This window comes from Intestinimonas massiliensis (ex Afouda et al. 2020) (assembly GCF_001244995.1).
Lineage (GTDB): Bacteria > Bacillota > Clostridia > Oscillospirales > Oscillospiraceae > Intestinimonas > Intestinimonas massiliensis.
On the sequence record NZ_LN869529.1, the window covers coordinates 2,064,987 to 2,078,489 of the forward strand.

Annotated in this window: 12 protein-coding genes; all 12 read right to left on the reverse strand. The window is 65.0% G+C overall.

Annotated elements, in window-relative coordinates; translation table 11 throughout:
* Nucleotides 1-21: 21 nt before the first annotated feature.
* The gene (locus BN2154_RS13930) at nucleotides 22-1,299 is read right to left on the reverse strand and encodes a S1C family serine protease (RefSeq protein ID WP_050619352.1); all 1,278 of its coding nucleotides are present in this window, start codon (nucleotides 1,297-1,299) and stop codon (nucleotides 22-24) included.
* A 250-nt stretch (nucleotides 1,300-1,549) separates the two neighbouring features.
* Nucleotides 1,550-3,013, reverse strand: a complete 1,464-nt coding sequence (locus tag BN2154_RS13935; protein WP_050619353.1) for a HAMP domain-containing sensor histidine kinase — start codon at nucleotides 3,011-3,013, stop codon at nucleotides 1,550-1,552.
* Between the two features lie 38 nt (nucleotides 3,014-3,051).
* A complete protein-coding gene (locus BN2154_RS13940; RefSeq protein WP_050619354.1) occupies nucleotides 3,052-3,741 on the reverse strand; it encodes a response regulator transcription factor in 690 nt (229 codons plus the stop codon).
* Between the two features lie 102 nt (nucleotides 3,742-3,843).
* Nucleotides 3,844-5,022, reverse strand: coding sequence for a cation diffusion facilitator family transporter (locus BN2154_RS13945; protein ID WP_050619355.1), 1,179 nt, complete (start codon nucleotides 5,020-5,022; stop codon nucleotides 3,844-3,846).
* A gap of 4 nt (nucleotides 5,023-5,026) precedes the next feature.
* On the reverse strand, nucleotides 5,027-5,266 hold the full coding sequence (locus BN2154_RS13950; RefSeq protein WP_050619356.1) for an RNA-binding S4 domain-containing protein: 240 nt from the start codon (nucleotides 5,264-5,266) through the stop codon (nucleotides 5,027-5,029).
* A 77-nt stretch (nucleotides 5,267-5,343) separates the two neighbouring features.
* The gene (locus tag BN2154_RS13955; protein WP_050619357.1) at nucleotides 5,344-5,619 is read right to left on the reverse strand and encodes an HU family DNA-binding protein; all 276 of its coding nucleotides are present in this window, start codon (nucleotides 5,617-5,619) and stop codon (nucleotides 5,344-5,346) included.
* Nucleotides 5,620-5,733: 114 nt separating this feature from the next.
* Nucleotides 5,734-6,528, reverse strand: a complete 795-nt coding sequence (gene mazG, locus BN2154_RS13960; RefSeq protein WP_050619358.1) for a nucleoside triphosphate pyrophosphohydrolase — start codon at nucleotides 6,526-6,528, stop codon at nucleotides 5,734-5,736.
* A 40-nt stretch (nucleotides 6,529-6,568) separates the two neighbouring features.
* A complete protein-coding gene (locus tag BN2154_RS13965; protein WP_050619359.1) occupies nucleotides 6,569-8,182 on the reverse strand; it encodes a putative polysaccharide biosynthesis protein in 1,614 nt (537 codons plus the stop codon).
* Nucleotides 8,183-8,215: 33 nt separating this feature from the next.
* Nucleotides 8,216-9,511: an amidohydrolase family protein gene (locus tag BN2154_RS13970; RefSeq protein ID WP_050619360.1), complete on the reverse strand. Its 1,296-nt coding sequence runs from the start codon at nucleotides 9,509-9,511 to the stop codon at nucleotides 8,216-8,218.
* Between the two features lie 10 nt (nucleotides 9,512-9,521).
* Nucleotides 9,522-10,349 (reverse strand): purine-nucleoside phosphorylase, encoded by an 828-nt coding sequence (locus BN2154_RS13975; protein ID WP_050619361.1) that lies wholly within the window; start codon nucleotides 10,347-10,349, stop codon nucleotides 9,522-9,524.
* 203 nt (nucleotides 10,350-10,552) lie between these two features.
* Nucleotides 10,553-11,671 (reverse strand): right-handed parallel beta-helix repeat-containing protein, encoded by a 1,119-nt coding sequence (locus BN2154_RS13980; RefSeq protein ID WP_050619362.1) that lies wholly within the window; start codon nucleotides 11,669-11,671, stop codon nucleotides 10,553-10,555.
* A 68-nt stretch (nucleotides 11,672-11,739) separates the two neighbouring features.
* On the reverse strand, nucleotides 11,740-13,494 hold the full coding sequence (locus tag BN2154_RS13985) for an NADH-dependent [FeFe] hydrogenase, group A6 (protein WP_050619363.1): 1,755 nt from the start codon (nucleotides 13,492-13,494) through the stop codon (nucleotides 11,740-11,742).
* Between the last annotated feature and the right edge of the window lie 9 nt (nucleotides 13,495-13,503).

Genomic DNA, 13,503 nt, shown 5'->3' on the forward strand with positions numbered 1-13,503 from the left:
AGATCCGGGGCCGCTGCCCTTTTATTCCAGGCTGTACTGTTCCACCAGCTCCACCGTGATATCCAGGGTCTCCCCTTCCCGCCAGAGGCAAAACCGGATGGTCTCCCCCACAGCCAGAGCGTTTTTCAGCTCCAGCAGGTCGTCGTTCACCGACAGCTCCACCCCATTGGCGGACAGCAGCACATCGCCGGTGCGGATGCCCTGGGTCCAGGCATCGGACTTCTCCTCCACCTGCTCCACCCAGAGGCCGTGGTCCAGGCTTCGTCCGGTTCTCTCTTCCGCGGTGAGAGGCCGGACGGTGATCCCCAGCATGGGCCGCCCCTTTACCACACCGTAGCCGATCAGATCGTCCACCACGGTCTTGGCCGTCCGGGACGGGATGGCGAAGCCCAGCCCCTCTACCGTGGAGTTGTAGGCCATCAGCTTCATGTTGGTGATGCCGATGACCTGACCCATGTCGTTGATGAGCGCGCCGCCGGAATTGCCGGTGTTGAGGGCGGCGGTGGTCTGGAGCAGGGTCATCTGCCGGCCCTCCACCTCCATGTCCCGGTTAATGGCCGAGAGGATGCCGTCCGTCATGGTGCCCCGCAGCTCCTCCCCCATGGGATTGCCGATGGCCACCACCACGTCCCCCACCTCCATCTGGTCGGAGTCGCCGAACTTGGCGGGCGTCAGACCCTGAGCGTCGATCTTCAGCACCGCCAGGTCGGTGGCCGCATCGCTGCCCACCAGCAGGGCCTCGTACTGCCCGCCGTCCTCCAGCACCACATCCGCCCGAAAGCTGCCTTCAATGACGTGGGCGTTGGTGATGATGTATCCATCCGCGGACATCACCACGCCGGTGCCCTGGGCAATGCCCTGTCCGGTGGCGGCCCGGATAAAGACCACCGAGGGGCTCACCTTTTTATAGATGTCCTGAAAGCTCATAGCCGCCTCCGCGGGCCGCTCGGCCAGGGTGAGGACCGTGCCGTCCCCGGTGGGGGCCCGCCGGAGCTCCGGCGCGGGCACCAGCTCCACGGAGGGCTGCCTGACGCCGGGCTGTCCCTGGACGGTTCCGGGCAGCAGCGCCTCCAGAGCCACGGGCTGGGCCCGCAGCGCCAGCAGCACCGCCGTCCCGCCCAGCAGCAAAGACAGTACGGCCAGCAGGGTGGCCGCTCCCCGCTCGGAACGGTCTTTCTTCCGCCGCGGCGGGGCGGCCGGCGCCTCCGGCGGGGCGGTCGGTTCCGGCTCTGCCGCGGGCAGGACCGCTGTCGTCCCGGCGGGGTCGTCCTGAGGCGTGTGGTCATAGTAATAAAGCATAGGGACCTCCTGTGTGGCGGCTCAGGCCAGCGTCAGCGTAAAGGTAAATTCGGTCACCCCATTTTCGCTGGTGACAGAGATGTTTGGCCCATCCGACTGCCTCGGATGGGGGCCCTGTTCTTTCTTCCTCGGGACGAATGAATCGTCCCTGCGGCAAGGGCTTGGACTCCCGTCCAAACCCTTGTGCGCGGCAGATCGCCGCGTCCCCGCTGCGCGGGTGCCGAAAAACATCTCCCCGGCCTTCCCACCCTCAGGCCAGCGTCAGCGTAAAGGTAAATTCCGTCACCCCATTTTCGCTGGTGACAGAGATGTTTTCTTTGTGGTTGTCCAGAATGGTCTTGACGATATACAGCCCCAGCCCCACGCCCTCCCGGTCCTCGCTGCGGGAGTGATCGGTCTTGTGGAAGCGGTCAAAGACCAGCGCCAGCTCCTCCGGAGGGATGGTCTCACCCACATTGCGCACCGAGATGTAGGCCTTTCCCCCTTTGGCCGCCACGCCGATGCCCAGGGTCTCTCCCTCGGCGGAGAACTTGATGGCGTTATCCAGCAGATTGTAGCACACCTGCGTGATAGCGTCCGGATCCCCCCACACCTTGACGGGCTCCTCGGGGAGCTGGGTGTCCACGTCCAGATGGCGGGAATTGATCTTGCCCTCCAGGCTCACCAGCACCCGCAGCATGATCTCGCTGACGTCGAACTGCTCCTGGGCGGTCACGTGCTCGGCCGACTGAAGGCGGCTCAGGTCCAGCATCCGGCGCACCAGGCGGGACAGCCGCCGGGTCTCGGAGGAGATGGTCTTGAGGGCGGCCTCCTGCTTTTCCGGCGGGACGGTGCCGTCCAGGATGCCGTCGGCAAAGCCGGCGATGGTGGTCATGGGGGTCTTGAGCTCATGGGAGATGTTGGCCACGAATTCGCTGCGCCGGGCCTCGGACTTGGCCAGGGAGTCCGCCATGGCGTTGAAGGCGGTGGCCAGCTCCCCCACCTCGTCGCAGCGTTCGCAGGAGCCGCTCACCCGCACGTCGAACTCCCCGTGGCCAAACTTGCGGGCGGCCTCGGCCATCTCCTTCAGGGGCTTGGTCTGCCGCAGAGAGGTGACCGAGCTGGTGATAAAGGCGATGAGCAGCACCACGATGGAGGTGAAGAAAAAGATGCTGGCGAAGGCCCGCCACATCTCAGTCAGGCTGGCAGTCTCGGCGGCCACAAAGACCATGCCGAACAGCTTATCCTGCACCACCAGGCCCTGGCCGGTCTTAAAATCAATGGTCTGCACCAGGATGGGGGTCCCGGCCACGAACCGCTTTTCCGGAAAGATGCCCCCCAGGTCGGTCATGCCGGAGTAGCTCCCGGTGGCGGCCACCTGGCTGACCATATAGGAGGGCACCACGCCGCCGGCCAGGTTGGACCCGTCGCTGCCGTCGGAGGAATAAAAGATCAGGCCGTCGGTCTCGGTGACAATGACATAAGAGTCGGAGACCTTGGCCAGAGTGTCGATGTTGACGGCGTAATCGTTCTGCTGCCCCAGGGTGGTGGAGGCGGTGCTCAGGGAGCGCATAAAGGACTGGGCGATGTACTTGGCGTTGTCCCCCAGGCTGTCCCGCTTCTCCTGGACGGCGTACTGGTAGGAGAGGGTGACGAAGGCGCCCCCCAGCAGGGCGAAGGAGATCAGAATGACCCCCGCCATCAGCATAAATTGACGTTTATAGAGGCTTTTCATGGGCGGCTGTTCCCCTTCTCTCGCGCATTCCGGCCCGTTCAGGCATTGACGGCCTCGAACTTATAGCCCACGCCCCAGACCGTCTTCAGGGACCACTGGTCGGAGATGCCCTCCAGCTTCTCCCGCAGCCGCTTGATGTGCACGTCCACCGTGCGGGAGTCGCCGAAGTAGTCGAAGCCCCACACCTCATCCAGGAGCTGATTGCGGGTGAACACCCGGTTGGGGGAGGCCGCCAGATGGTAGAGGAGCTCCAGCTCCTTGGGGGGGGTGTCGATGCGCCTGCCGTCCACCACCAGCTCGTAGGAATCCAGGTTGATGACCAGCTTATCAAAAGAGAGCTTCTTCTCGCTCTCGCCGTTCTCGGCGCCGTAACGGCGCAGCACGGCGTGGATGCGGGCCAGGACCTCCTTCATCTCAAAGGGTTTGACGATGTAATCGTCGGCGCCCCCCTCCAGGCCCTGCACCTTGTCGTTGGTCTCGCCCTTCGCGGTGAGCAGGATGACGGGGGTCTTGTCGGTCTCCCGGATCTTCTTGAGGACCGACCAGCCGTCCATGACAGGGAGCATGATATCCAGCAGCACCAGCTCGGGGTGGAAGGAGCGGTACAGCTCCACCCCCTTGCCGCCGTCGGGAGCCACCTGGGTCTCGAAGCCCTCCTTCTCCAGATAGAGGTGGAGCAGCTCGGCAATGTTGTTGTCGTCCTCCACGATCAGGACCTTCCGGGCCATAATTTCACCAGCCTTTTCTCTCATTCGGGCGGAGCCGCCGCCCGCTTTGCTTTCTGCTCTATTATATCCGATTCCAGCCTGATTGGATGAATATTTTGTAAATCAGCCCTTATGGTCGGCGTAGACGTGGTCCACGCTGACCACCGTATAATAGTTTCCCGGCAGGGCCTTGACCGCCGCGCCGATGGCCTCCTGGACCTGCTCGTCCTCCAGCCGGCAGTGGTAGGGCACGGCCACGTCGAAGATAAGATTGGTGTGCTCGGGGCCGGCGGTCATGCGGAAGTCGTGGATGGTCATATCCGGATCGATTCGCCGGACCAGCTCGGTCACCTGAGCCTTCAGGGCGTCGGTGCGGGGGTCGCCCACGGCGATGGGGTCCATATGGATGACCACCTCCACCCCCAGTTTCCGGCGCAGCTCCCGCTCCAGATTGTCGATGACGTCGTGGATGGCGAGGATGTCGGCGTCCATGGGCACCTCGGCGTGGAGGGAGGCCATGCACCGGCCGGGGCCGTAGTCGTGGACCACCAGGTCGTGCATCCCCACGATCTCCGGCCGGCCCAGCACGGTCTCCTGGATGCCCCGGACCAGCCCCGGGTCGGGGCTCTGGCCCAGCAGGGGGTCCAGGGTATCCTTGGCCGCCCCCCATCCCGCCCGCAGGATGAACGCCGCCACCAGAATGCCCACCCAGCCGTCGATGTGCAGGTCGGCAAAGTGCCCCACCAGCGTGCCCAGCAGGACAGCGGAGGTGGCGGCGGCGTCGGAGAGGGAGTCGGTGGCTGTGGCCATCATGGCGGCCGAGCCGATGCGGCGGCTCAGGTTCCGGTTGAAGAAGAACATCCACAGCTTCACCAGAATGGAGGCGCACAGGATGCCCACCGACAGCCAGGAAAAGGCCACCTCCACCGGGTGGAGGACCTTCTCCAGGGAGGATTTGGCCAGCTCCAGGCCCACCACCAGGATGGCCACCGCCACGGCCAGGCCGGATAAGTATTCGATACGGCCGTGGCCGAAGGGGTGGTCGTCGTCGGCCCGCTTGGCCGCCATGCGGAAGCCCACCAGGGTGACCACGGAGGAACCCGCGTCGGACAGGTTGTTGAAGGCGTCGGCTGTGACGGCGATGGAGCCCGTCAGCACACCGGCGACAAACTTTCCCGCCGACAGCAGCAGATTGAGCACGATGCCCACGCCGCCGGACAGCAGGCCGTAGGCCTGCCGCACGGCGGGGTCCGAGCCGTCCTCCGGCCGCCGGATGCATCGTTGGACCAGCCAGTCTGTCATACCCTCACAGCTCCTTATACAGGGCGGGCGCGTCGTCCTTGCCCGCGTGCTCGCTGACGGCCAGCACCTCCACCCGGGTCACCCGCTCGCCGAAGCGGAACTCCAGGACATCGCCCACCTTCACATCATAGGAGGCCTTGACGCTTCTGCCGTTGGCGGTCACCCGCTGGCTGTCGCAGGCCTCGTTGGCCACGGTGCGGCGCTTGATGAGCCGGGACACCTTAAGCCATTTATCCAGTCTCATAACCATTCTCCTTGCATTGGATTAAAAAGCGGCCCCGGGGTCCCCCGGAGCCGCCACACTATCGCTTGCTGACCTGATTACTTGGCCACGGCGTCCTTCAGGGCCTTACCGGGCTTGAACACGGGCACCTTGGAGGCGGGGATCTTGATGCTCTCCTTGGTCTTGGGGTTACGGCCGATGCGCTCGGCGCGCTTCTTCACCTCGAAAGCGCCGAAGCCCACCAGCTGCACCTTGTCCTCGTTGGCCAGGCACTCGACAATGGCCTCGATGGCGGCATTGATGGCGCTCTCGGTGTCCTTCTTGGACAGACCAGACTTCTCAGCAGCGGCATTAATCAGTTCAGCCTTATTCATGTGATAGTTCCTCCTAAAAAGATAGTCAGACGGCAACCAGGTCCCCGCCTATATTACTTAAAGCGAAACACGACCGGTCTGGCTTGCTCCCCTCCGCCCGGCGCGGGTCTGCTTTTAAGCCTCATGCTCCTTGGCAGCATCCCATAGCTTGTCCATTTCGGCCAAAGTCATGTGCTCCAAGGCTTGTCCGCGCTCTGCGGCGGACTGCTCCACCTGCCGGAACCGCCGTGCGAACTTGTCGCAGGCCCCGCTCAGGGCGTCCTCCGGGTCCACCTGCACGAAGCGGGAGACGTTGACGGCGGCGAACAGCAAATCGCCCAGCTCCTCCTGGATGTTGGAGCCCTCCGCTACGGCGGTCCTGAGCTCCTCCACCTCCTCGGAGAGCTTGTCCAGCGCACCGGAGACGTCCGGCCAGTCAAAGCCCGCCTTGCGGGCCTTTTTCTGGATCTTCTCCGCCCGCCACAGCCCGGGCAGGCTTCTGGCCACGGAGTCCACGCTGTCAGCGGCGGTCTCCTGATGCTTCTCCTTCCGCTTGAGCTCCTCCCAGTTCTGGAGGACCTCGCCGCTGCCGGAAACCGCCACATCCCCGAACACGTGGGGGTGGCGGTAGATGAGCTTTTTACAGATCCCGTCGGCTACCGCGTCCAGGTCGAAGCGGCCGGCCTCCTGCTCCATCCGGGCGTGAAAAACCACCTGGAGCAGCACATCCCCCAGCTCTTCCCGCAGATGCTCAGGGTCGTCCTCGTCGATGGCCTCAGCGGCCTCGTAGGCCTCCTCCAGGAGATTACGGCGAATAGAGTGGTGATCCTGTTCCCGGTCCCAGGGGCAGCCCCCGGGCTGGCGCAGGATGCGGACGATCTCCACCAGGTCCCTTACACCGTACGAATTCTTATACTGGAAATCTACCATACTTCTCTACCTTCTGCAAGTTATTTTTTCACAAAAACCCTTAGAGCCGCAAAATTTTCGCAATTTTCTCGCCTTTTGGCATCAGGGACAGGTCATCTTTGGAAATAGCATGCAGCGCCACCACCAAAACAAAGTAGACCGCCACCCCCACGCCGATGGCGCCAAGAGCAGACAGGGTGTTGCCCAGAAAACGGTGGAGCAGGCCGTAGACCGCCCAGACCGCCGCGCCCATGACGGCCGCAGCCACCGTGGGCTTGATGAACACCCGGCTGTAGCTGGGCGCGGCTGGGATAACCCGCTTAATGAGGGCAAGCTCGGCCACGGCCACGATGACATAGCATACCAGGGTGCCCACGGCGGCGCCCACGGCGCCCACGCTGCGCACCATGAAATTGTTTACGATGAGCTTGGCGGCGCAGCCGGCCACCATGATGACGATGGGCAGGTTGACAAAGCCGCTGGCCTGGAGCACCGAGTTGCACACCAGCATGATACACACGAAAATGGAGGCCACGCCCAGCAGCATCATGGACGGGTCGGCAATGGCGTGGTCGGTGCCGGGGTAGAGCAGGTACATGATGGGGCTGGCCAGAGAGAGCAGCCCTATGCCGGCGGGCAGGGCCAGCAGCATACCGATGCGCATGGAGGACTCGGCAATCCGTCCCGCCCCCACGAAGTCCCGCCGGGCCCGGCAGGCGGCGATGGCGGGGACCACGCTGGCCGTGATGGCCACCATGAAGGAGGAGGGCAGATTGTAGATGGTGATGGCCTTTTGATAGGCGCCGTAGGCCGCCACCACCGGGTCGGTGACCCCCGCCTGGTCATACCACTCGGCGGGCTGGGCCTGCAGGATGTCCCGAAGGATGTTCTGCACCTGGGCGGTGTCCAGCCAGGAGGTGATGGGAGTGACGGAGGCGCAGATCGTGATGGGCACGGCGATGACCAGCAGCCGTCTGAGGATGGTGCCGTGGGCCTCCGGCTGGTCGTCCAGCCGCCCGATCTCCCGCCGGCGGCGGCCGATGTGGTCCAGGATCAGGTAGATGAGGCAGATGCCCGCGCCGCTGGTGACACCGAAAATGGCCCCGGCGGCGGAGTCGGAGCTGGTCGCGCCGCGGCTGACCAGCAGCCAGGCCAGGGCCAGGCCGATGACCAGCTTGCCCAGGGCCTCGATAACCTGGGACACGGCGGTAGGGACCATGTTGGAGTGGCCCTGGGCGTAGCCCCGGAAGGTGGACAGTACGCAGACGAAGAAGCAGGCGGGCGCGATGGCCTGGACGGCGTGGACCGCCATGCCGTCGCCCTGGAGGTTGGCCAGCGGCTGGGCCAGGATGAACATGACGGCAAAACTCACCGCGCCCAGGAGGAAGAAGGTGACCAGGGCCACGTTAAACACCCGGTGGACCTGATTCCGCCGGCCCAGAGCGTTGGCCTCGGAGATGGTCTTGGACAGGGCCACGGGCAGGCCCGCGGTGGACACCATCAGCAGCAGGTTGTAGATGACATAGGCGTTGTTGAAATGGCCGAAGCCCTCGTCCCCCAAGATATTGCCCAGGGGAATCTTGTAGATGGCCCCGATGATCTTGACGATGGCGATACCCGCCGCCAGGATGGCGGCTCCGCCGAAGAAGGTGCTCTTTTTTTCTTGTCTAGCCAATGGGCTGCACAGCCTTTCGCATGGATTGGAGCCTTACCCGAACAGCAGGGGCAGGGCATAGTCGCGGATCTCCCGTTTGACCCGGTCCAGGTCAATGGTCAGGAAGGCCCCATTTTGGTATATGACCCGGCCCCGCGCCATATTCATGCACACATCAGCGCCGTGGGCGGCGTAGACCAGGTTCTCCACCGTGTCGTGGCAGGGGATGAGGTTGGGCCGGTCAAAGTCCACCAGGATGAGGTCGGCGGTATAGCCGGGAGCCACCCGTCCGGCCTTGCGGCCCAGGGCCCGGGCACCGTTGACTGTGGCGGTCTCCAGGGCGTCCCAGGCGGTGACCGCCATGGGGTCATGCTCGGCGCCGCAGGTGAGGATGGCCGCCAGCTTCATGTCGGCGAACAGGTCGGTGGAATTGTTGGAGGACACCCCGTCGGTGCCCAGGGCCACGTTGACCCCGGCCTGCCGCAGTCCCTTCAGCGGGGCGATGCCGGAGCCCAGCTTCAGGTTGGACATGGGGTTGGTGACGGCGCTGACCCCGTTTCTGGCCAGGATGGCCCAGTCGTCCGGCGTGGTCCAGACACAGTGGGCGGCGATGGCCCGCACGGCGAAGACGCCGTACTGCTCAAAGAGGGCGGCGGGGGTGCGGCCATGGCGGGCGACGCAGTCGTCGTGCTCGCTCTTGGTCTCCGACAGGTGGACGTGCATCCCCAGTCCGTGGTCGGCGGCGTACCGGGCCATCCACTCCCACAGGGGGGCGTGAGAGGTGTACTCCCCGTGGATGGAGCCGTCGATGGCGATCTGCCCGTCGCCTGCGCCGTGCCAGCGCTCCGTGAGCTGCCGCTGAACGACGCAGTCGTGGTGGGTCTTCGGGTCAAAGCCGTCGGTGAACTGGGTGGCGCCGCAGCAGATGTTGGCCGAAATCCCGGCGGAGAGCACCTCCTGGATGATGGCCTCGTTGTTCATATACATGTCGGCGATGCAGGTGACGCCGGAGGCAATCATTTCCGCCAGGCCCAGGGCGGTGGCGGCCCGGATGGCCCGGTCGTCCCATTTGGCCTCGGTGGGGAAGATATACTGGTGCAGCCAGGTGTGCAGGTCGCACCCGCCGCCGTAGCCCCGCATCAGGGTCATGGGCACGTGGGTGTGGGCGTTGACAAAGCCGGGCATCAGCACCTTGCCGGCGCCGTCGATGACCCGGTCGAAGGGCCCGGCGGGCCGCTTCGTCCCCACATAGGAGATCTGGCTCCCCTCCACCGTCACAAAGGCGTTGGGCAGCACCGTCCGGCCCTCGTCCAGGAGGACGGCGGTGACGTTCTGAATGAGAATGGACATGGCGTTCTCCTTACGACAGCTTTTTCAGGCAGGCCAGCACCAGCCGCGAGAATTTCTCCTTGCAGGCCTCGGCGGCGTCCAGCACCTCCTGCTCGCTGAGGGGCTGGTCCAGGATGCCGGCGGCCATGTTGGAGCACAGGGTGAAGCCCAGCACCTGCATCCCGCAGTGCCCGGCCACGATGACCTCGGGGGCGGTGGACATGCCCACGGCGTCGGCTCCGGCGATGCGGGCGAAGCGCACCTCGGCAGGCGTCTCGTACTGGGGCCCCGGGAAGTACATGTAGACGCCCTCCTTCAGGTCGATGCCCAGCTCCCCGGCGCTCTGCCGAGCCAGATCCTGCAAGGCGGGGGTATACAGGTGGGAGGAGTCGGGGAAGCGTACCCCGAACTCGGGCAGGTTCTCGCCCCGCAGAGGGGACTCCATGAAGATCTTGATCTGGTCGGTGATGAGCATCAGGTCACCGGCCTGCCAGGCGGTGTTGACGCAGCCGGCGGCGTTGGTGACGATCAGGGTGTCGCAGCCCAGCAGCCGCAGCACCCGCACGGCGTAGGATACCTCTTCGTAGGAGTAGCCCTCGTAATGGTGCATCCGGCCCTGCATCACGGCCACCGGCCGGCCCTCCAGGGTGCCGAACACCAGCCGGCCCTTGTGGCCGGGGGCGGTGGAGGCCTTAAAGTGGGGGATGTCGCGGTAGGACACGCAGACGGGGTCCTCCACCACGTCGCCCAGGAAGCCCAGGCCGGAGCCCAGGATCATGGCCACCTTGGGGCAAAACGCGCCGATCCGCCTGCGGATGGAGTCGGCGCTCTCCTTGTACTGGTCAAAGGTGTAGGTCATTGCAGAGCCCTCCTTTGTATGGCTTTTATTGTTTTGGGTCAATCAAAGGCATTTTACACCACAGGAAGGCAAAAAGCAAGGAAAGCGGCCCTTTCTCCTCGCCAGGCCGTGGATTTTGGCCGGGACGGCCGCGTCCCGCTCCCCTTCGGCGCAAAGAAACGGCCCGCGGACGCATCGCCCGCAGGCCGTTTCTTCCCGACCGTTCAGCCGTTCGGGGCGGCAAAGGAATTGCCCTCGAAGGTGCAGTTCTCCACCGCCAGGGCCAGATTTCCGGCGCTGGTGTCCGAAAAGTTCGCCAGCGCATTGTCCTCGAACCGGCAGCCGCGCACGGCCACGGCGTCGCAGTTCGAGAGGGACAGCAGATAGGAGCCTCCGTCCGCATTGCTGCCATTGTTCCGGACCACGGTGTCGGAGAGGGTGACGCCGCTGGAGCTGGTCAGGCCGAAGAGGGACCAGGCCATGTTGTCGTAGACCTCGCAGCCGTCGAAGGTGACCGTCTGACTGTTCAGGATAGTGGCCGCGCCGTAGGAGCAGTGGTAGATGGCGCTCTTCTCCACCAGCAGGCCGGTGACCCCCTCCGACTCCACGCCGTAGGTGCCGCAGCCGAAGAGTCCGCAGCCGGTGACCCGGACGCCGCCGCAGTCGGTGAAATTGAGCACCGACCCCAGGCAGGAGCCGGTGGGCGTGTGGCCGATGGTCAGCCCGTCCAGCACCAGGTCGCTGCAGCCCTGGAAATGGAAGACATCGGCATAGCGTGGGGTGGCCAGCAGCTCGACCTGGTCCCGGTCCTGCCCGCGGATGGTCAGTCCGGACACGTTCACCACGTTGAGCTGCGGCCCGTCGAACTCCTCATACCAGACCACATACGGGTTGTCGGTCTTGCCCGCCAGCTCCGTCAGGTCGTAGTCGCCGGGGGCCAGGATGATCTCGGTGTCCGGGGCGATGGCGGCGACCAGCTCGGCCGCCGTGGCGGCCTGCACGGTATTCTTCCGGGGCGTGTCGGCGGCGGGGATGGCGTCGGCGGCGGGGCCGCGTGCCGTGGTCACCGTGGCCAGGTTGGTTTCGGCGTCGTAGCCCACGGTGAGGCCGTAGGCCTCGGCCAGGGCGCGCAGGGGCGCGTAGGTGGTGCCGTTGTAGGAGAAGACCGGCACGTCGTTTCCGTTGACGTCCTTGGGCTGGAAGAGCTGGCCGTCCACCTGGATGCGGACCGGGTCCACCTCCAAGGTGAGCCGGCCGGACGCGGCCAGGGCCGAGGCCCCCAGGGAGAGGACCAGCAAGGCGGTCAGCACGCCGGCCAGGAACGGTGGAATTTGTTTTTTCATCCGATGCTGCCTTCTTTCTGTTCAAAAAGCGTGCGGCGCGCAAACGGCCGCGCCGCACGCCGCTATTTTTAGACGCGGTAGCGCTTCTGTGGAACGTAGGTGCAGTGGAGGAGCTCGTGGGCCTTGTGGGAGCCGGGCTCGCCCAGGTAGTCCTTGTAGATGGTCTGGACGAAGGGGTTCTCATGGCTCTTGCGGAAGATCATGGTCTCATCCTGCTGATAGAGGGCGGCGGCCCGCAGGCCCTTGATGTCGGTGAAGGAGCGCACGTCGGCGGGCTGGAGAGGCTGGCCGCCGCCGTTGATGCACCCGCCGGGGCAGGCCATGAACTCCACAAAATCGTAGTCCAGCTCGCCGGACTTGAGGCCGTCCAGCACCTGCTTGGCGTTGTGCAGGCCGGAGGCCACGCACACTTTTACCGTCTTGCCGGGCAGGTCGTAGATGGCCTCCTTGATGCCGGCCATGCCGCGGACCTCGTGGAACTCCAGCGGCTTCATCTCGCCCCCGGTGACGATCTCCACCACGGTGCGCAGGGCGGCTTCCATCACGCCGCCGGTGGCGCCGAAGATGACCGCCGCGCCGGTGGACACGCCCAGCATTTGGTCAAACTGTCCCTCCGGCAGGTGGTCGAAGAGGATGCCCGCCCGCTGGATCATCCGGGCCAGCTCGCGGGTGGTCAGGGACACGTCCACCGGCATGCAGCCATTGGCCATGCGCTGCTCTTCCCGCTGGACCTCGTACTTCTTGGCGGTGCAGGGCATGATGGACACCACAAAGATGTCCTTGGGGTCGATGCCGGTCTTCTCGGCGTAATAGCTCTTCACCAGGGAGCCGAACATCTGCTGAGGGGACTTGCAGGAGGACACGTTGTCCAGCATCTCGGGGTAGTGCTGCTCACAGTAGCGAATCCAGCCGGGGGAGCAGGAGGTGATGAGGGGCAGCTTGCCGCCCTCCTGGATGCGGTGGAGGAACTCGGTGCCCTCCTCCATGATGGTGAAGTCGGCGGCGTTGTCCACGTCAAAGACCTTGTCGAAGCCCAGGCGGCGCAGGGCGGTGACCATCTTGCCCTCCACGTTGGTGCCGATGGGCATGCCGAAGCACTCGCCCAGCGTGACGCGGACGGAGGGGGCGGGGCCCACCACCACGTGCTTGGTGGGGTCGTTGAGGGCCTCCCACACCTTGGGGGTGTCGTCCTTCTCCTGGAGGGCGCCCGTGGGGCAGGCCACGATGCACTGGCCGCAGGAGACGCAGTCCACCTCGGCCAGGTCCCGGTCGAAGGCGCAGCCGATGTGGGTGGCGAAGCCGCGGTCGTTGGGGCCGATGACCCCCACCTCCTGGTACTTCCGGCACACGGCGGTGCAGCGGCGGCACAGGACGCACTTGGAGTTGTCCCGGATCAGGTGGGCAGCGGAGTCCTCGATCTGAGGCGGGAGCTGGTCGTTGGCGTAGCGCACGGCATCGATGCCCAGCTCGGCGGCCAGCTCACGCAGCTCGCAGTGAGCGTTCCGGGCGCAGGTCAGGCAGTCCATCCGGTGGTTGGACAAAATCAGCTCCAGGGTGAGCTGGCGGGAATGGCGCACCTTCTCGGTGTTGGTGTAGACCTCCATGCCCTCGCTGACCGGGTACACGCAGGAGGCCACCAGGCTTTTGGCCCCCTTCACCTCCACCACGCAGATGCGGCAGGCGCCGATCTCGTTGACGTCCTTCAGGAAGCAGAGGGAGGGGATCTTGATACCGGCGTTCCGGGCCGCCTCCAGCACGCTGGTGCCCTCGGGCACCGTGACCGAAATGTCGTTGATCTTCAGATTGACCATTTTCTTGTCCATGTTCTTCTC